The sequence below is a fragment of the Streptomyces sp. NPDC048644 genome (genome assembly GCF_043199105.1).
Classification (GTDB): domain Bacteria; phylum Actinomycetota; class Actinomycetes; order Streptomycetales; family Streptomycetaceae; genus Streptomyces.
Genome location: NZ_JBICVO010000009.1, coordinates 278,144 through 296,983, shown reverse-complemented (window position 1 = coordinate 296,983; position 18,840 = coordinate 278,144). Strand labels below are relative to the sequence as shown.

At 71.6% G+C, this 18,840-nt stretch carries 15 protein-coding genes and 1 pseudogene; 10 read left to right on the top strand and 6 right to left on the bottom strand.

The genetic code is table 11. The annotated features are described in order from the left end of the window. Window positions 1-55: 55 nt before the first annotated feature. A complete protein-coding gene (locus tag ACGFNI_RS22635; RefSeq protein ID WP_227050922.1) occupies window positions 56-517 on the top strand; it encodes an Lrp/AsnC family transcriptional regulator in 462 nt (153 codons plus the stop codon). 69 nt (window positions 518-586) lie between these two features. Continuing rightward, window positions 587-1,072 carry an NUDIX domain-containing protein gene (locus ACGFNI_RS22630; protein WP_393686354.1) on the top strand — a complete coding sequence of 162 codons (486 nt, stop codon included), beginning with the start codon at window positions 587-589 and terminating at the stop codon, window positions 1,070-1,072. 197 nt (window positions 1,073-1,269) lie between these two features. Here the strand turns inward: ACGFNI_RS22630 and ACGFNI_RS22625 are convergent, their stop codons facing one another. Further along, complete coding sequence (locus tag ACGFNI_RS22625) at window positions 1,270-2,316, bottom strand: lytic polysaccharide monooxygenase (RefSeq protein WP_393686352.1); 1,047 nt, start codon at window positions 2,314-2,316, stop codon at window positions 1,270-1,272. A gap of 371 nt (window positions 2,317-2,687) precedes the next feature. Here ACGFNI_RS22625 and ACGFNI_RS22620 point away from each other — a divergent pair, with 371 nt between their 5' ends. Beyond that, window positions 2,688-4,907: an NADP-dependent isocitrate dehydrogenase gene (locus ACGFNI_RS22620; RefSeq protein WP_393686350.1), complete on the top strand. Its 2,220-nt coding sequence runs from the start codon at window positions 2,688-2,690 to the stop codon at window positions 4,905-4,907. A 211-nt stretch (window positions 4,908-5,118) separates the two neighbouring features. Here the strand turns inward: ACGFNI_RS22620 and ACGFNI_RS22615 are convergent. Then, window positions 5,119-5,876 (bottom strand): annotated as a pseudogene (locus ACGFNI_RS22615) (GNAT family N-acetyltransferase). Window positions 5,877-6,100: 224 nt separating this feature from the next. On the opposite strand from ACGFNI_RS22615, the gene asnB reads away from it, so the two are divergent. The 4 genes from asnB (at window position 6,101) to ACGFNI_RS22595 (ending at window position 10,328) form a co-directional block, all read left to right on the top strand. Beyond that, window positions 6,101-7,951, top strand: a complete 1,851-nt coding sequence (asnB, locus tag ACGFNI_RS22610; protein WP_393686348.1) for an asparagine synthase (glutamine-hydrolyzing) — start codon at window positions 6,101-6,103, stop codon at window positions 7,949-7,951. A gap of 184 nt (window positions 7,952-8,135) precedes the next feature. Continuing rightward, window positions 8,136-8,525 carry a GntR family transcriptional regulator gene (locus tag ACGFNI_RS22605; RefSeq protein ID WP_393686346.1) on the top strand — a complete coding sequence of 130 codons (390 nt, stop codon included), beginning with the start codon at window positions 8,136-8,138 and terminating at the stop codon, window positions 8,523-8,525. Between the two features lie 47 nt (window positions 8,526-8,572). Then, on the top strand, window positions 8,573-9,349 hold the full coding sequence (gene ddaH, locus ACGFNI_RS22600; RefSeq protein WP_393686344.1) for a dimethylargininase: 777 nt from the start codon (window positions 8,573-8,575) through the stop codon (window positions 9,347-9,349). 19 nt (window positions 9,350-9,368) lie between these two features. Next, window positions 9,369-10,328: a pirin family protein gene (locus ACGFNI_RS22595; protein ID WP_393686342.1), complete on the top strand. Its 960-nt coding sequence runs from the start codon at window positions 9,369-9,371 to the stop codon at window positions 10,326-10,328. Between the two features lie 46 nt (window positions 10,329-10,374). Here ACGFNI_RS22595 and ACGFNI_RS22590 read toward each other — a convergent pair whose 3' ends face one another. Then, window positions 10,375-11,052 carry a TetR/AcrR family transcriptional regulator gene (locus ACGFNI_RS22590; RefSeq protein ID WP_393686340.1) on the bottom strand — a complete coding sequence of 226 codons (678 nt, stop codon included), beginning with the start codon at window positions 11,050-11,052 and terminating at the stop codon, window positions 10,375-10,377. Between the two features lie 148 nt (window positions 11,053-11,200). Between ACGFNI_RS22590 and ACGFNI_RS22585 the strand changes: the two genes are divergently transcribed. Together ACGFNI_RS22585 and ACGFNI_RS22580 are read left to right on the top strand one after the other, a co-directional pair. Further along, entirely contained in the window at window positions 11,201-12,766 is a 1,566-nt protein-coding gene (locus tag ACGFNI_RS22585; protein ID WP_393686338.1) for a DHA2 family efflux MFS transporter permease subunit, read from the top strand. A gap of 110 nt (window positions 12,767-12,876) precedes the next feature. Continuing rightward, the gene (locus ACGFNI_RS22580; RefSeq protein ID WP_393686336.1) at window positions 12,877-13,599 is read left to right on the top strand and encodes a L,D-transpeptidase family protein; all 723 of its coding nucleotides are present in this window, start codon (window positions 12,877-12,879) and stop codon (window positions 13,597-13,599) included. A 109-nt stretch (window positions 13,600-13,708) separates the two neighbouring features. Here the strand turns inward: ACGFNI_RS22580 and ACGFNI_RS22575 are convergent, their stop codons facing one another. The 3 genes from ACGFNI_RS22575 to ACGFNI_RS22565 form a co-directional block, all read right to left on the bottom strand. Continuing rightward, window positions 13,709-15,634, bottom strand: a complete 1,926-nt coding sequence (locus ACGFNI_RS22575; RefSeq protein WP_393686334.1) for an N-acetylmuramoyl-L-alanine amidase — start codon at window positions 15,632-15,634, stop codon at window positions 13,709-13,711. Window positions 15,635-16,028: 394 nt separating this feature from the next. After that, window positions 16,029-16,526 (bottom strand): peptidylprolyl isomerase, encoded by a 498-nt coding sequence (locus ACGFNI_RS22570; RefSeq protein ID WP_393686332.1) that lies wholly within the window; start codon window positions 16,524-16,526, stop codon window positions 16,029-16,031. Between the two features lie 92 nt (window positions 16,527-16,618). Beyond that, window positions 16,619-17,731, bottom strand: a complete 1,113-nt coding sequence (locus ACGFNI_RS22565; protein ID WP_393686330.1) for a DUF5925 domain-containing protein — start codon at window positions 17,729-17,731, stop codon at window positions 16,619-16,621. A 237-nt stretch (window positions 17,732-17,968) separates the two neighbouring features. On the opposite strand from ACGFNI_RS22565, the gene ACGFNI_RS22560 reads away from it, so the two are divergent. Continuing rightward, window positions 17,969-18,775, top strand: coding sequence for an SGNH/GDSL hydrolase family protein (locus tag ACGFNI_RS22560; protein ID WP_393686328.1), 807 nt, complete (start codon window positions 17,969-17,971; stop codon window positions 18,773-18,775). Window positions 18,776-18,840 lie beyond the last annotated feature (65 nt).

Sequence of the window (18,840 nt, the reverse complement as noted above, 5' to 3'; positions counted from 1 at the left end):
ATCAAAGGAAGCGCTTGCCGAACGAAATTCGGTGTATAGGGCACCATGGGGCGGCATGGACGACATTGATTCGGCGATTGTCCGCGAACTGCAGCGCGATGCACGGCAGAGCAACCGCGACCTCGCCCGCACGCTGCGCATCGCCCCCTCCACCTGCCTGGAGCGGGTCCGCGCGCTGCGCGCCCGCGGCGTGATCACCGGCTACCGCGCCACGGTCGATCTGCGGGCGCTCAACCGGCCGGTGCAGGCCCTGCTCACGGTCCGCATCCGCCCGATGAACCGCGAGGTCATCGAGCGCTTCAAGGCGTTCTTGACCTCGCTGCCCGAGGTGCTGAGCGTCTACGTCGTGGCGGGCGGCGACGACTTCCTCGTGCACGTCGCCGTCCCGGACGTCGACCGGCTGCACGCGCTGTTGATGGACCAGGTCTTCAAGCGCCGCGAGGTCGTCGACTGCCGCAGCTCGGTCATCTACCAGCACGTGGCCACGGACGTCGTCGAACCGCTGCCGCCCGTATAGCCCGTATCGGCGGGCCGCACGGACCGGCCGTGACCGGCGCCCCCGGCGGCCGTGTCCCAGACTGGTCCCATGGCGGGAAAACGCAGTGCAGGACTGCTGCTCTACCGCGTCGGCGGTCCCGGCGTCGAAGTGCTTCTGGCCCATATGGGCGGTCCGCTGTGGGCCCGCAGGGACGCCGGCGCCTGGTCCGTTCCGAAGGGCGAGTACGTACCGCCGGAGGAGCCGCAGGCCGCGGCCAGGCGGGAGTTCGAGGAGGAACTGGGGCTGCCGCCGCCGGGCGGCCGGTACCTTCCGCTGGGCGACACCCGGCAGGCGGGCGGCAAGACCGTGACGGTATGGGCGGTCGAGAGCGACCTCGATCCCGCCCTGATCGTGCCGGGCACCTTCGAGATGACCTGGCCGCGCGGCTCCGGGACGCTGTGCAGCTTCCCGGAGATCGACCGGGTGGAGTGGTGCACACCGGACGTGGCGCGCGGGCGCCTGGTGGCGGGCCAGCGGGTCTTCCTGGAACGGCTGGCCGACCGCTTGGAGGGGGAGGCGCGGCCCCCGGAATGAGGCGTTGCCCCGGCGGCGGGGCGGCGGGACGGCGGGGCGGCGGGGCGGCGGGACGGCGGGGCCTCATCCCTGCCGTCCCGCCGCAGGGACGCGCCCGCCGCCCCCGGCACGGGGCGGCGGGCACGCTGCCGGGGCCGGAGCGGTCGGCGCCCGGCGGACCGGGCCGCAGCCCGGGGCCCATGAGGGGCGGAGGCGCGTCAGCCGCGCCTGCGGACCGCCCTGCGGTGGTTGGCGGTGAACAGGAAGGCGGCGCCCGCCGCGAGCACCGCGCTGCCGCCGAGTGCGAGCGGCGTGGCCGTGGAGTCGCCGCCGGTCTCGGCCAGCCGCTGCCCGCCGGCCGGGCGGGCACCGCCGCCGTCGGTCCGCGGGGCGTTGCCGTCCGTGGCCGTGGCCGTGGCCGTGGCCGCGTCCGTGCCGTCGTCGTGCGGCATCTTGTGGGCGCCGGCGGGGTGTTCGTGCCCGGCGCCGGTGCCGGTGCCGCCGTGCCCGTGGTGGTCGACGGTCGAGCGCCCGGCACCGGCCGCGATCTGGGTGTCGGTGGGCGCCTGCGCCCCGCCCGCCGAGCCGCCCGCCCTGCCCGCGCCGTCCTTCCCTTCCTTGCCGGATCCGTCCTTGCCGAACACGACGTCCGAGCAGGTGTAGAACGCCTCGGGGCTGTCCGAGCGCTGCCAGACGCTGAAGACGAGATGGCGGCCCTTCCTGGCCGGCACCTTGCCGTCGAAGACGTAGTCACCGTTCTTCAGCTCCGGGTTCGTGACCTCGGCGAACGGTGTGGACTCCAGGTCCGACCAGGCCAGCGGCTTCGCCGGGTCGTAGCCGTCCTTGGTGAGGTAGAGCTGGAAGGTGCCCTTGTGCGGGGCGGTGGCCTTGTAGCGGAAGGTGTGGGTGCCGGCCGCCAGCGGGGACGCGGGCCAGTCGGCGCGCGGCAGATCAAGCCCCTTGTATTTGTCGCGGCCCGCGCTGCACAGCTTCCCGTCCGGGATGATCTCCTTCGACCGGCCGCCGGCGTCCGGGATGTTGACCTCGTTCCAGTCGTAGAACGCCTGGGGGCCACCGGCCTGGACGGCGGCCTTGCACGCGGCGGACCGCGGGCTCTCCGGCCCTTCGGCGAAGCAGGCCGAGACCCGGCTGACCGGGTCCGCCATCGATCCGTGCGCGGCTGCCGGTGCCGCCGACAGGACGGTGAGGGCGAGCGGGGCGAGGCCGGTCAGCGCGATCCCGGTGGCCTTGCGACGAGCGGTCATCTGCGGGTCTCCTTCATCAGGCGCCTGGTGCCGGGGCGCAAGGCGGGCGCGGTGGGGGGTCGGGATGCGGGCGGCCTGGCCGGCCCGGGAGCACACCGCCGAGGTCCGCGCCCCGCCTTGCGAGCAGCACGCTAGCCACGCCGACCAGCCAATTCGGGCCGGAAAGCGCGCTCGGGCCGATCCTTATGGCGCCTTTAAGGCGGGGCTAAGCGGCGGCACAGGTTCCGCCCCCGGCGGCCCGCGGCGGTGCCGGGCGGTGGGCCGCGGTGAGCTGAGGGTGGCGTCGCCGTGGGCAGGGCCCTGTCGAGAGAGGGGCCGTCACGAGATATCTTGACGTCAAGCAATGTTGCAGACGTGGAGCGGAGCACCCGGTGACTGACTCGACCATCATCTATACCCACACCGACGAGGCGCCGGCCCTGGCGACCTACTCGTTCCTGCCGGTCATCGAGGCCTACGCCTCGACCGCCGGAGTCGCTGTGGAGACCCGCGACATCTCCCTCGCGGGCCGGATCATCGCGAGCTTCCCCGAGCGCCTCCGGGAGGACCAGCGCATCGACGACGCCCTCGCCGAGCTGGGCCGGCTGGCCAAGACGCCCGGGGCCAACATCATCAAGCTGCCGAACATCTCGGCGTCCATCCCGCAGCTCAAGGCGGCCATCGCCGAGCTCCAGGAGCAGGGCTACGCGCTTCCGGACTACCCGGACGACCCGAAGACCGACGAGGACAAGGACGTCCGCGCCCGTTACGACAAGGTCAAGGGCAGCGCCGTCAACCCGGTCCTGCGCGAGGGCAACTCCGACCGCCGCGCCCCCGCGTCGGTCAAGAACTACGCCAAGGCCCACCCGCACCGCATGGGCGCCTGGACCGCCGAGTCCAAGACGAACGTCTCGACCATGGGCGTGGACGACTTCCGCTCCACCGAGAAGTCCGCGGTCATCGCCGCGGACGGCGCCCTGCGCATCGAGCTGACGGGTGACGACGGCACCACCACCGTGCTGCGCGAGTCGGTGCCTGTGCTCAAGGGCGAGGTCGTCGACGCCTCCGTGATGCGCGTCGCCGCGCTGCGCGAGTTCTTCACCGCGCAGGTCGCCCGCGCCAAGGCCGAGGGCGTCCTCTTCTCGCTGCACCTCAAGGCCACGATGATGAAGGTCTCCGACCCGATCATCTTCGGCCACGCCGTGCGCGCCTTCTTCCCCAAGACCTTCGCCGAGTACGGCGACGTGCTGGCCGCCGCGGGGCTCACCCCCAACGACGGTCTCGGCGGCATCCTCAAGGGCGCCGAGGCGCTGCCCGAGGGCGCGGCCATCAAGGCGTCCTTCGAGGCCGAGCTGGCCGATGGCCCCGAGCTCGCGATGGTCGACTCGCACCGCGGCATCACCAACCTGCACGTGCCCAGCGACGTCATCGTCGACGCCTCCATGCCCGCGATGATCCGCACCTCCGGGCACATGTGGAACAAGGACGACCAGGAGGCCGACACCCTCGCGGTCATCCCCGACAGCAGCTACGCCGGCATCTACCAGGTCGTCATCGACGACTGCCGCGCCAACGGCGCCTTCGACCCGGCCACCATGGGCTCGGTGCCCAACGTCGGCCTGATGGCGCAGAAGGCCGAGGAGTACGGCAGCCACGACAAGACCTTCGAGATCCCCGCGACCGGCACCGTGCGCGTCCTCGACGGCAACGGCGACGCCGTCCTGGAGCAGGCCGTCGGCGCCGGCGACATCTTCCGCATGTGCCAGACCAAGGACCTGCCGATCCAGGACTGGGTCAAGCTCGCCGTCACCCGCGCCCGCGCGACCGGCGACCCGGCCGTCTTCTGGCTCGACGAGGGCCGCGCCCACGACGCGCAGCTGATCGCCAAGGTCAAGACGTACCTCGCCGACCACGACACCGACGGTCTGACCATCGAGATCATGACCCCGGAGGCGGCGACCGCGTTCTCCCTGGAGCGCATCCGCCGTGGCGAGAACACCATCTCCGTCACCGGCAACGTCCTGCGTGACTACCTGACGGACCTGTTCCCCATCCTGGAGCTGGGCACCAGCGCCAAGATGCTCTCCGTCGTCCCGCTGATGAACGGCGGCGGCCTGTTCGAGACCGGCGCCGGCGGCTCCGCGCCCAAGCACGTCCAGCAGCTGGTCAAGGAGAACTACCTGCGCTGGGACAGCCTGGGCGAGTTCCTCGCGCTGGCCGTCAGCTTCGAGCACCTCGCGCAGACCACCGGCAACGCCCGCGCCCAGGTGCTCGCCGACACCCTGGACCGCGCGACCGGCACCTTCCTCAACGAGGACAAGTCGCCGAGCCGCAAGCTGGGCGGCATCGACAACCGCGGCAGCCACTTCTACCTGGCGCTCTACTGGGCCCAGGAGCTGGCCAAGCAGACCGACGACACGCAGCTCGCCGAGGCGTTCGCGCAGCTCGCCAAGACGCTGGTCGAGCAGGAGCGGACCATCGTCGACGAGCTGATCGCGGTGCAGGGCTCGCCGGCCGAGATCGGCGGCTACTACCAGCCCGACGCGGCCAAGGCGGTCTCCGTGATGCGCCCGTCGCAGACGCTGAACCAGGCGCTGTCCACCCTCGGCTGACGCCGCCGCAGCCGGCACAGGAGGGACGCCTGCCCGGCGCCCGCCCCGTGCCCGCACCCGTTCCGCCCCGGCTGGGATACCTTCCCGCCGGGGCGGACCCGTTCCCCCGCACCGGGCCGCGCACCCACTGCCTTGGCCCCATCGCCGTGGTTCCGCCCCGCCTGCTTCATCCCCCAATACCCCCTGACGCCGGATATGCGGACGGCGGGATTCAGCCGCGCGGCAGTGCGTGGACGCAGCGCCATTCCGTGGCGCAGGTCCGGTAGCCGAGGCTTCGGTTGATCGTCAGCATCGGGGTGTTGGCGGTGTCGTTCCCGGTGAACGCCTCGGTGCAGCCGGCGTCCCGGGCGCGGCGCAGTGAGTCGGTCTTGGCGAGCCGGGCCAGGCCGTGACCGCGGAACGCGCGCCGGGTGCCGGTCATTCCGGAGGAGTAGCGGCCGGCGCCGTCGGTGGTGGCCAGGCTGAAGGCCGCGATCTCGCCGTCGACGGTCACCACGGACGTGAGGTACAGGTCGTTGTCCGGGTGCTCCCAGGTGTGCCGCAGCCAGTCCTCGTACGTCATGGCGTCCCCGGCGGCGTCGCCAGGTTCGTCGGCCGTCACCTCGGCGTCCGCGCGGAACAGCGGATACGGATCGGCGCCGAAGTCCGCGCCGGTGTGCAGCCGGACGCCGGGCGGCAGCTCCCCGGGCGGCGGCAGCGCGGCGTCCGCCGGTGGCCGGGGTGTACGCAGGGCGTCGCGACGGCCTGCCCCGTGACGCTGCTGTCGTGGACGAGTCCGCAGGTCACGGAGCCCGTCACCCGGCCGTCCAGGACGGCCACGAAGAGCCGCAGCCGCTGCGCGGGCGCGGCGTTCGCGACATGCCAGGCGATGCCTTGAGGGGTGAAGATGAGAGAGGGCAGTACGGCGCGCCGCAGGTCGGCGACGGCCTTGGCGTCGGAGGGCCGGAAGTCGCGCAGGGTGAGCGTCATGGGCGCGGACAGTACGCCCCGCCGTGCCCCGGTGCCTCCCCATTTTTCGGGGGAGTGGCGGGCGGCCCGTACGTGATCTCCCGGGGAGCGGAGGCCCGGTGGCCAGTTCCGGACGGTCCGGATCCAGTATAGGTGGCCCTTGCAACTATCTGGGCGTACGGTGATCACCGCGGACCGCAGCCGGGATGCGGCGGCCCGCTGTCGACGAAGGAGGAGCCGCGAACATGTGCGGAATCACCGGATGGATCTCCTACGACCGTAACCTCACCACCGAGCGCGCCACCCTCGATGCCATGACCGAGACCATGTCCTGCCGCGGCCCGGACGCCGCCGGGATCTGGCTCGACACCCACGCCGCGTTCGGCCACCGCCGCCTCGCCGTCATCGACATCGACGGCGGCAAGCAGCCCATGTCCGTCGAGCACGACGGCCGCACCCTGATCGTCACGACCTACAGCGGCGAGGTCTACAACTACCGTGAACTGCGGGCCGAGTTGGAGACCCTGGGGCACGCGTTCCGCACGAACAGCGACACCGAAGTCGTCCTGCACGCCTACCTGGAGTGGGGCGAGGCGTTCGCCGAGCGCCTGAACGGCATGTACGCCTTCGCCCTGTGGGATCCGCGGACCGAGGAACTCCTCCTCATACGCGACCGGATGGGCATCAAGCCGCTCTACTACTTCCCCACGTCCGACGGTGTCCTCTTCGGCTCCGAGCCCAAGGCGATCAACGCCCACCCCGACGTGCGGCCCGCCATCGACACCGAGGGCCTCGCCGAGCTGATCACCTTCACCAAGACCCCAGGACACGGCGTCTTCAAGGGCATGCACGAGGTGCGGCCCGGACACATCGTCCGCGTCAGCCGCAACGGCGTGTCCGTCAGGAGCTACTGGGCACTCGAAGCCCGGGAGCACACCGACGACCTCGACACCACCGTCGCGCACATCCGCGAGCTGCTCGACGACATCGTCGCCCGCCAGCTCATCGCCGACGTGCCGCTGTGCACCCTGCTCTCCGGCGGGCTCGACTCGTCCGTCATCACCGCGCTGTCGGCCCGCGCGCTGACCGCCCAGGGCATCGGCCCGGTCCGCTCGTTCGCCGTCGACTTCACCGGCTACACCGAGAACTTCAAGGCCGACGACCTGCGCGGCACCCCCGACGGCCCGTACGCCCACGCGCTGGCCGATTACGTCGGCTCCGACCACCACGACATCGTCCTGGACACCGCCGCCCTGATGGACCCCGGCCACCGCGCCGCCGTCCTGGCCGCCCGCGACCTGCCCAACGGCTTCGGCGACGGCGACACCTCGCTCTACCTCCTCTTCAAGGCGGTGCGCGAACAGTCCACGGTCGCCCTGTCCGGCGAATCGGCCGACGAGGTGTTCGGCGGCTACCGCTGGTTCCACGACCCCGAGGCCGTCCACGCCGACACCTTCCCCTGGATCGCGGCCGGCGTGTCGGGCCGGTTCGCCGGCGGCAACGCCACCCGCGAGGCGCTGCTGGACAACGGCCTGCTCGACAAGCTCGACCTCAAGGGCTACGAACAGCGCCGCTACCGCGAGGCGCTCGCCGAGGTCCCGTACCTGGACAGCGACACCGGGCTCCAGCGCCGGATGCGCGAGATCAGCTACCTGCACCTGACCCGCTTCGTGCAGGTGCTCCTCGACCGCAAGGACCGGGCCAGCATGGCCGTCGGCCTGGAGGTCCGCGTCCCGTTCTGCGACCACCGCCTCGTCGAATACGTCTTCAACACCCCGTGGTCGATGAAGACGTTCGACGGCCGCGAGAAGTCGCTGCTGCGCGCCGCCGCCCGCGACGTACTGCCCGACCTGGTCGCCGACCGGGTCAAGAGCCCCTACCCCAGCACCCAGGACCCGCGCTACAACGAGGCCCTGCGCGCCGAACTGAAGGATCTGGCGGCCGACCGGAACGCCCCCGTGCAGCCGCTGCTGGACGACGCCGCCGCCGCGGAGGCCACCGCGGACGGCGCGACGAGCGACATCCGTCCTGGCGCCGAACTGATCCTGGGGATCGACGCCTGGCTGCGCACCACGGGGACGTCACTGGACCTGTGAGCCGGCGCCCGGAACCACCGGGCATCCGCCGGGCGGCCCGCCCCCGACCTTCCCCCGGAGGGGCGCGGGCCGCCCGCCCCGGGAGGGCCGGTTTCCCGGCTTCCCCGGTAGCGGCACGGCGGACGCCCCTGGCGCACAATGGGTGCCACAAAACCGCGCACCACCACCGTCAGGAGCGCCCACCGTGTCACCGCAGCAACTGCAGATCATCATCGACCCGGAGGCGGCCGACGCACCGTTCGAGCAGGTACGCGCCCAGATCGCGGAGCAGGCCAGGACCGGTGTGCTGCCGGTCGGCCACAAGCTGCCGACGGTACGCGGCCTCGCCGACGACCTGGGCCTGGCCGCCAACACCGTCGCCAAGTCCTACCGTGCCCTGGAATCCGACGGCGTGATCGAGACCCGGGGCCGCAACGGCAGCTTCATCGCGGCTGCGGGCGAAGCCGCCGACAAGGAAGCCGCCGCGGCTGCCGCAGGCTACGCCCGGCGGGCCCACCGCCTGGGCCTCGACCGGCGGGCCGCCCTCGCCGCCGTCGAGGACGCCCTGCGCGCGGTCTACGACACGGACGGCTGACACCCCGCCCGCCCCGCCCGCACCCAGCGCCCCAGGAGGAGCCCCGTATGCCCAGCCGGCACGTCCTCGTCCGTCGACCCGGCCCCCGCCTCGCCGAAGGACTCGTCACCCATATCGACCGCAGGCCGGTGGACGCGGCGTTGGCGCTGTGCCAGTGGGAGACCTATGTCCGGACACTGCGCGCGCACGGCTGGCACGTCACCGAGGTGCCGGCCGCCGACGACTGCCCCGACGCGGTGTTCGTCGAGGACACCATGGTCGTCTTCCGCAACGTCGCGCTGCTGGCGCGCCCCGGTGCGGACACCCGCAGGCCCGAGACCGACGCGGCCCGGGAGGCGGTGCGGGCGCTGGGCTGCTCCGTCAACGAGATCCGCGCGCCCGGCACCCTCGACGGCGGCGATGTGCTGAAGATCGGCGACACGGTATTCGTCGGCCGCGGCGGCCGGACCAACGCCGAAGGCGTACGCCAACTCCGCGCCGCCTTCGAGCCGTTGGGGGCCCGCGTGGTCGCCGTGCCGGTCAGCAGGGTGCTCCACCTCAAGTCCGCGGTGACCGCCCTGCCCGACGGCACAGTCATCGGCCATCCGCCGCTGGTCGACGACCCGGCCGCCTTCCCGCGCTTCCTGCCCGTACCGGAGGAGTCCGGCGCCCATGTCGTCCTGCTCGGCGGCGGGAAACTGCTGATGGCGGCCGACGCGCCGAGGAGCGCTGAACTCTTCGCCGACCTGGGATACGAGCCGGTTCCGGTGGACATCGGCGAGTTCGAGAAGCTGGAGGGCTGCGTGACATGCCTGTCCGTACGCCTGCGCGAGCTGTACGCCTGACCGCGCATATCGTGACGGTATGAGCAACCTCGATCTCAAGCCCGCGGCGCACCTGTGCGGGGGGAACGGCCGCACGGGTCCGGTCCGCGACGTCCAGCCCGGCAAGCAGGTGCCACTCGGCGAGAGCACGGTCGTCCGGAGGCTGCTGCCCAACCTCGGCCGGCGGATGGTCGGCGCCTGGTGCTTCGTGGACCACTACGGTCCCGACGACATCGCCGACGAGCCCGGGATGCAGGTGCCGCCGCACCCGCACATGGGTCTCCAGACGGTCAGCTGGCTGCGCGAGGGCGAGGTGCTGCACCGCGACAGCCTCGGCAGCCTCCAGACCGTACGCCCACGCGAGCTGGGCCTGATGACCTCGGGCCGGGCCATCGCCCACTCCGAGGAGTCCCCGCGCGGCCACGCGCCCCTGCTGCACGGCGCCCAGCTGTGGGTCGCGCTCCCCGGCGAACACCGCGACGCGGCACCGGCCTTCGAGCACCACGACGACCTGCCGGTGATCACCGGCGGCGGCCTCACCGCCACCGTCATCCTCGGCGAACTGGCCGGCGCCACCTCCCCGGGCACCACGTACTCCCCGCTCGCAGGCGCCGACCTCACCCTCGCCGCAGGCACCGACACCCGGCTGCCCCTCGACCCGGACTTCGAGTACGCGGCGCTGACCATCTCCGGCGAATCCGACATCGACGGCGTCCGGCTCGCCCCCGGCGCCCTCCTCTACCTCGGCTGCGGTCGCAGCGAACTGCCGCTGCGGGCAACCTCCGACAGCAGTCTGCTCCTCATCGGCGGCGAACCCTTCGAGGAGGACATCGTCATGTGGTGGAACTTCATCGGCCGCACCCACCAGGACATCGAAGAGGCCCGCACCGACTGGATGACGGGCTCCCGCTTCGGCACCGTCCACGGCTACGACGGCGCCCGGCTGCCCGCCCCCGAACTCCCGGCGGTGGCGCTGAAGGCGCGGGGGCGGGTGCGCTGAGCCGGGGTGAGGCCCTGGGCCGCTGTGCCCGAGGGTGTGGCCCTGGTTACGCGTCCACGGGGCGGGGTGCGTAGGCGCGCAGGAAGGTGTCGACCGCGGACCGTCCGACGGCTCGCAGTTCGGCGTCGGGGACCTTGCGGGTGCCGAGCCGGGAGCGCAGCTCCATCGGTCCCGTGAGCAGTGCGAGGAACTGCTCGGCTGCGAGGTCCGGGTCGTTCGTGTGCAGTCGGCCGGAGAGCGCGAGGCGCGCCAGGCGGTCGGCGAGGGCGTCGTGGAGGCGCTGGGCCCCCTCCCGCTGGATCAGCTCCAGCAGTTCGGGGAAACGGGCCGCTTCGGCGTGCAGCAGCCGGCGGAGCGCTCGGGACTCGTCACCGCAGTGGTGCAGCAGCAGCCGGTGACCGGCATCCTCCAGCCCGGTGCGCACGTCGTCCCGCACGTCCCGCAGTTCGTCGAGTGCCGCCAGGCCCTGGCCGACCGTGCGGCCGGCGGCGGCCCGCATCGCCTCGCGGAACAGGGTCTCCTTGTCGCCGAGGTGGTTGTAGATGGTGGGCTTGGCCACGCCCGCCTCGGCTGCGATCTCCCGTACGCAGGACTGCCCGTATCCCTCGCGGGCGAACGTCTTGAACGCGGCTTCGAGGATCGCCTGCCGCTTGTCGACGCGCCCGCGCGGCACAGCACGCCCGCTCAACTCCGAGGCCGTGGCTGGGGTCTTGGGTCGGTTCACCCCGCTACCTTATCGTCTCGCTCCCCTGAGTGAACCGTACGGTTCAAAAATATGGGCTGGCTGGTTGCAGGCGGACCGGACGGGTCGCTAAATTGAACCGCCCGGTTCAACAGTGTGTGCGTGCCGCGCTCAACGGAGTGGGAAAGTGATGTCTCAAGTCAGAGATGACCGCCTGGACGCGGAGCTGTTACGGCTCATCGGCGTCACCCTGCTGGGCGGGATCATGGGGATCCTCGACAGCACCATGGTCACCGTCGCCGCCGACACCCTTGCCGACGAGTTCCGCACCACACTGAGTGCCGTCAGCTGGGCCTCGACCGGCTACCTGCTGGCGCTCACCGTGACCATCCCGATCACCGGTTGGGCCGTCGGCCGGTTCGGCGTCAAGAGGCTCTGGCTGTTCGGACTTGTGCTGTTCCTGGCCGGCTCACTCGCCTCCGCGCTCGCCTGGAACCTGGGGAGCCTGGTCGCCTTCCGTGTCGTCCAAGGCGTCGGCGCCGGCGTGGTCGACCCGCTGGTCCTGGTGATCCTGGCCCGCGCGGCGGGAGCGAGCCGGGCGGGACGCGTGATGGGCATGATGGGCGTGGTCCTCTCGCTGGGCCCGGTACTCGGCCCCGTGCTGGGCGGAGTCGTCCTCGAATCGCTGGGCTGGCGCTCGATGTTCGCCATCAACCTGCCCATCGGGATCGTGGCCGTCCTGCTCGCCCTGCGGGTGATCCCGGCCGGTGCGCCCGCCGGGAAGAAGTCCGCCGCCCGGTTCGACCTCCTGGGCGCGGTGCTGGTGGCCCCCGGTTTCGCGGCGATCGTGCTCGCCCTCACACAGGCGGGTGAGCATGCCGGGCTGGGCGCACCGTCCGTGCTCATCCCCTTGACCGGCGGGATCGTGCTGCTCATCGGGTATGTGCTGCACGCGCTGCGCGTCCGGCGCCGCGAACCGCTGATCGATGTCCGGCTGTTCAGCAGCCGCAGCTTCGCCGCGAGCGTCACCGTCCAGGGACTCGTCGGACTGGCCACCTTCGCCGGGCTGTTCGCCCTGCCGCTGTACTACCAGGTGCTGCACGGGCACGGCGCCCGCGCGGCCGGCCTGCTGGTGGCGCCCCTCGGACTGGGCTCGGCGCTCACCATGCCCATCGCCGGGCGGCTGAGCGACCGGCTGGGCCCGCGCAGCCTGGTCCGTGGGGGAGCGCTCCTGGCGGCGTTCGGGGCGGTCGCCCTCACCCGCATCGGCCCGGATCGCAGCGAAGTGTGGTCGGCCCTGGCCGTGTTCGCCATCGGTGTGGGTCTCGGCGGCGCCGGTGCGCCGACCATGGGATCGCTGTACCGGACGCTGCCGCCGGAAAAGGTGGCGCAGGGCAGCTCCGTCGTCTACAACCTCAACCAGCTCGGCGGCGCGCTCGGTGTCGCCTGCGTCGCCCTGATCCTGGCGGTCACCGGCACCGCCACCGGCACCGGCACCGCGGCGGACTTCGGCTCGGGGATCGGAGGGTTCCAGGTCGTCTACGGGTTCGTGTTCGCGGTCGCCCTGGTCATCGTCGCCGCGGCCCCGCTCCTTCCCGGCCGTCCCGATGCGCCGGGCGACGCGCCGGACGACGCGTCGGCCGGGGACGAGTCGGGACGGACACCGGCAGGGGAACGGCGGGGGGAGCGCGGCGGCTGTGTTGCTCTCTCGGTCTTGGCCGACAAATCGTCCACGCACCGGTTGGGCGCCACATAACGGTCTACTGTGGCGTCCGGCGGACGGTGCAGGCGTCATCGCCTCACTCCGCGGAACCGTGAAGGCACGCCAAGTACGCCCGCAGGGCGTCGAGTCGAGGGTGGGGTTACATGACGAGTTCTCGAACGGGCCGCCGGGGCCGGGTGGCCGCGTACGGCATAGCGGGTGTGGTGCTGGCGCCGCTGCTGGCCGGGCTTCAGGCCGTGCCCGCGCAGGCCGCTTCCTCGTCCTCGTCCTGGTGCGGTGGCCTTCGGGGCCCGTACCAGAAGCAGGCCGAGAAGTTCCTGGGGCGCAAGGCCGACGGCCGGCAGTCGGCAGGCGACTGCAGGGCGATCCGGTCGTTCCAGGTGGCGCACGGCATCTACCCGCAGTACGGCTACGCGGGGCCGGCCACCTGGAAGGTGATGAAGGTGGTCAAGAAGCAGCGGAGCGCGTGGAAGAACCCGAACCGCGCGGGCCGGTGCCCCACCAACCGGGGGCGCATCGCGTGCGTCGACCTGACCCGGCAGATCAGCTGGATCCAGGACGGTCGCCACCTCGTCAAGCACCCGGTCCCGGTACGGACCGGCCGGAACGGCGACGAGACGCGCACCGGGCTCCAGCGGGTCTACTGGCGGCACAAGAACCACGTGTCGTCGCTGTACCACAGCAAGATGCCGTACTCGCAGTTCTTCGACGGGGGCGAGGCGTTCCACGCGATCGGCGGCAGCGTCTGGTCGGCGCCGGGCTCGCACGGCTGCGTCAACATGCGGACGGCGGACGCGAAGGCGTACTGGAAGCTGCTGTCCGTCGGCGACGACGTGTACGTCTACGGGCGCAAGTCCGGCACCTGAGCGGCGTCGCCCGCGCCGGGCCCGGGAGACCGGGGCGCGGCAGGGGCGGCAACACCACACGGACGCCCGGGACCAGTTGGTCCCGGGCGTCCGCGTGTGCCGCGTGGGGTCAGTGCCGCGCGGTCTTGGCGGCCGTCACGTCAGCGGCGTTCACCAGGACGTACCGGTGGTTGAACTGGACGGTGTAGTAGCGCTTGGCGCCCTTGACGACCGTGCCGTCGGAAGGCGAGAAGTCCTCGCTCTCGACCGGCGGTTGCTCGGCGACGTAGCTCTGGCCCGCCGGGATCGCGTAGTTCTTCCCCGTCAGCGGGGTCTGCTTCGAGGGGGACATGCCCTTGGGGTACTCGGCGGGGTCCGGGTACGCGGTGCCGTACACGGGTGCGGCGGTGGCGCCGCCCGCCTTGATGAGGTGGGCTCCCGGGGCGGGTGTCGTGTTCTTCCCGCCGGGGTTGTGGATCCAGCCCTTCTGGCCGTCGAACCAGATGGCCGTCCAGTCGCCCTGCCGGTCGGCGACGACGAACTTCTGGCCGGCCTGGACGGTGGTGCTCCAGTCGGAGACCCGGTCGGTGCCGCTGGTCTCGTCCTCGCCGCCGTGCACGACCGGGTCGAGGAGGAGCGGCGCGTCGTCCCGGGGGGCGCTGCGCACGAACAGGGCGCTCGACGGTGCCGTCACCGGGCCGCAGCTCTTGACGGCGCCGGACGGGTCGTCGTCGGGGCAGACGGTGTGGGTCTGCTGGTTCTCCTCGAAGCCCGGGGTGATGGTCACCGCGGTCCCGATCGGGCCGACGCCGCGGGCGCCGTCGTCGATCGGGGCGCCGAGCACCTGCATGAAACGGGTCCAGTCCCAGCCGTTGCCCGGATCCCAGTGCATGCCGGAGACGGTGTCGGTCGAAGGACCGGCCACGTTGTCGTGGCCGAGGATGTGCTGGCGGTCCAGCGGCACGTTGTACCGGGCCGCCAGGTACTTCACGAGCGTGGCCGTCTGCTCGTACACGGCCGGTGTGTACCAGTCGGCGCCGTGGGCGGAGAAGCCCTCGTGCTCGATCTGGATCGAGTGGAGGTTGCTGTCGTAGTTGCCGTCACCGAACGCGACGTCCTTGTTGGGCACCATCTGGGTGACCGAACCGTCCGACGACTTCATCACGTACTGCGACGAGGCGCCTCCCGCGGTCTGGAAGGTCTTGATCGCGTTCTCGTACGAGCCCTCGGTGGTGTGCAGGACGATCTGCGTGATCTTGATGCCGTTGGCCGGGCGGTCGGAGACCTGGCCGTTGGACGCCGCCGCCGGGATGAACCGGCAGGTCATCTCCGGGGGGCACTCGGCCTGGGGCGACGGGGTGTCCTTCAGCTTGAGCTTGCCGAGCTGACCGGCCACCGGCTTCGCGGCGGGCTCGGCCTGCATCTTGACCGAGGGGCTGTGCGCGGACTTCTGCCGCGCACCGGAGGTGATGGTGGCGTAGACCTTGTCGACGTACGACGTGGCGGCCTTCTTGTCCGTCAGGCGGCTGTACTTGGCGACGGCGGCGGTCCACTGCGAGGGATCGTCGGAGGTGCCGCCGGTGAGCTGCTTCTGGTACGCGGCGAGCAGGGCGGCGCCGCCGCGGATGTTGTCCTTGCGGTCCTTCCTGAGCCGGTCGGCCGGGACGCCGGTCAGCTTGGCCGCGGTGCGCAGGGTGTGCATTTCGGGGTGGTCGGTGAACGAGCCGATGTCGGAGCGCCCGGCCGCGCCCGCGGAGCCGCCGGCCACCATCTTCGGCGTCACGTCGGTGAGGTTCATCAGGCCCCAGCCGCCGGTGTTGCTGTATCCGCTGTGCTGCTGCCAGCCGGATTCCTCGTGGGCGACGCCCAGAAGAACGGCGAGCGGAACCTTGAACTCCGCTGCGGCGGCGGCGAAATCGGCCTGCGTGCTCGACGCCTTGGCGTCGTCCTCGTTCTGTGCCTGAGCGAAGGAGGGCAGGAAAGCGAAAGCGCCTGCGGCTAGGGTGCCGCCGAGTACTGCCGCCGGCAGCCAGCGCTTTACTTTTCGCTTGTGCAAAGATCTTCCCTTCGGTGCAACGGTGCCAAGGCGTCTTCGACAGAGGGGGCGTCATGGAGCGCCCTGCGCACCGGGATAGGGGGGATGGCGCCCAGAACCGGCGCAGGCACGCCGAAGTGCGCGGTGACCACCTCGACGGAGAGGTTCTCGGCGCCGGTGACATCAGATCAGAAAAACGTTCGAGGGCCCAGCGCGAGGTGCCGTGGAGGCCCATCTGCCGTTCCGCCGGGGGGCCTTCGGCGCGTGACGGGTCCGTTCTGCGGGCTTATGGGGCGGGAACTCCCGTGCCCGGGTGCGGGGTTCGCCGCAAAACGACCGAGCGCGCCTCCCTGCCGGTGGCCGGGAAGCGCGCTCGTGGTGGCCGAGGCCCGTGGCCTCAGCGGGGTGCGGAGGTTCAGGCGGTGACGGTGCCCGACTCGGCGATGGTGATCTTGGCCTTGGTGGCGCCGCTCTGCGAGCCCAGCGACTCGATCCGGGTCACCAGGTCCTGGCCCTCGACGACCTCGCCGAACACGACGTGCTTGCCGTCGAGCCACGAGGTGACGATCGTGGTGATGAAGAACTGCGAGCCGTTGGTGTTCTTGCCGGCGTTGGCCATCGACAGCTGGAACGGCTTGGTGTGCTTCAGCTGGAAGTTCTCGTCGGCGAACTTCTCGCCGTAGATGCTCTTGCCGCCGGTGCCGTCGCCGCGGGTGAAGTCGCCGCCCTGGAGCATGAACTCCGGGATGACGCGGTGGAAGCTGGAGCCGGCGTAGCCGAAGCCGTGCTCGCCGGTGGCCAGCTCGCGGAAGTTCCTGGCGGTCTTGGGGACGATGTCGTCGTACAGCTTGAAGACGATGCGTCCGGCGGGCTGGTCGTCAATGGTGATGTCGAAGAAGACGTTGTTGCTCATGGGAGCATTGTGGCACTCCGGCCTGCCGGTACCCGCGGGCGGTCGGCCCGACCCGCGGGAGGGGCGCCGTGCGGCGCGGCGGGGGGCGGGGCCTACAGATACAGCCCGGCGTCCCGGCCCGCGTCCTGGGGCGGGACGGAGGCCGGGCGGCTGCCGCGGCGCAGGGCGTACAGCTCGGCGAGGGAGGCGCCCTCGCGGCCGATCCCCTCTTCGGTGCCGAGCCAGCCGACCGCTTCGGCGTGGGTCAGCGGGCCCACCTCGATGCGGGCCAGGCAGCGGCCGGGGCGGACCACGGCGGGGTGCATGCGTTCGAGGTCTTCGTTGGTGGTGACGCCCACGAGGACGTTGCGGCCCTGGCCCAGCAGCCCGTCGGTGAGGTTGAGCAGCCGGGAGAGCGCCTGGCCCGCGGTGTGCTTGGCCTCGCCGCGGATCAGTTCGTCGCAGTCCTCCAGCAGGAGCAGCCGCCAGCGGCCCTTGCCCGTGCTGTCGTCCTCTCCGATGGCGATGTCCATGAGATAGCCGACGTCGTTGAACAGCCGCTCCGGGTCGAGTACGCAGTCCACCTGGCACCAGTCGCGCCAGGAGCGGGCCAGGGTGCGCAGCGCCGAGGTCTTGCCGGTGCCGGGCGGGCCGTGCAGCAACAGCAGCCGGCCGGCGATCTCCTCGGGGACCACCTTCATCAGCGTGTCCAGCGCGCCGGCCACCGGGGCGGTGTAGTTGCCGCGGATCTCCTCCCAGGTGCCCGCCGAGATCTGCCGGCTCGTGCGGTGCGGACCGCGGCGGGGTGAGAAGTACCAGAAGCCCATCGGGACGTTCTCCGGCTGCGGCTCCGGCTCGTCCTCGGCGCCGTCGGCGGCCTGGCCGAGCACCTTTTCGGCGAGGTGGTCGCTGACGGCGGTGACCGTCACGTCCGCGCCGCGGTTCCAGCGTGAGACCAGCACCGTGAACCCCTCGCCCTCCGCGAGGGTGGCGCTGCGGTCGTCGTCGCGCGCGGAGCGGAGCACCGTGCTGCCCGGCGGCAGCAGGGTGTGTCCTGACTTCACCCTGTCCACCGACCTGCTGCGGGCGTACGGCTGGTCGCCGTTGGCGAACCGCCCCAGGAACAGGGCGTCGACGACATCGGAAGGCGAGTCGCTGTCGTCCATGGTCAGACGGAGCGGCACGGACTTCTCGGCGGCGCTCGGCGGGACGGGGTCGGCACTCATGCCGCCATGATCCGCCAGACCGGCCGCCGCGTACACGGAATATCGCGACGGCGGGGCGGCGCCGGGTGCGGATGGGGCGCGCGGGAGTGGTGGGGGCGCCGCCGGCGGCGGGTGAACACCCCCACGGATCGGCAGATTTGCCGTGAACACTCCACGACTTTTGACATGAACCTTTCCGGTTACTCGTGAGTCCTGCTACCACAGAGTTGGCAGAGATCCTGCCTCTGGGGAGGTTCCATGAGACTGTCCCGTATTGCGGCGATGGCATCCGCCTTCTTCGTCACCACGGCGCTCGCGCTGACCGGCGCGAGCGCCGCCGTATCCGCCGAACGCCCCCTGGCCACCGGCTATGTGGCACTCGGCGATTCCTACGCGGCCGGCGTCGGCTCCGGCAGCTACGACAGCGGCAGCGGCAGCTGCAAACGCAGCACCAAGGCGTACCCCGCCCTGTGGGCCGCCGCCCATTCCCCCTCGTCCTTCGACTTCGTGGCGTGCTCGGGCGCCCGCACGGGCGATGTGACCGGCGGTCAGCTCGGACCGCTCGGCGCATCGACCGGGTTGGTGAGCATCAGCATCGGCGGCAACGACGCCGGGTTCGCCGACACCATGACGACCTGTGCACTCCAGGGCGAGAGCGCCTGCCTCGACCGGGTGGCGAAGGCCGTCGACTACATCAACAGCACACTGCCGGGGCAGCTCGACGGGGTGTATGACGCGATCACGCAGAAAGCCCCGGCCGCGCACGTGGTGGTCCTCGGCTATCCGCACTTCTACAAGATCGGCGGAAGCTGCTCCGCCGGTCTCTCCGAGAAATCCCGCAGCGCCATAAACGGTGCGGCGGACACCATCAACGGCGTCACCGCCAAGCGCGCCGCCGACCACGGCTTCAGCTTCGCCGACGTCAACAGCACCTTCACCGGCCACGAACTCTGCTCGGGCGACCCGTGGCTGCACAGCGTCACGGTCCCGGTCGACGAGTCGTACCACCCCACCGCCACCGGGCAGTCGGACGGCTACCTTCCGGTGTTCGGATCCGCGGTGTAGTCCACCGCTCACCGCCGCGGGGGAGGGCCTGCCGTCCGGGCCCTCCCTTGCGCGTCAACCACCAG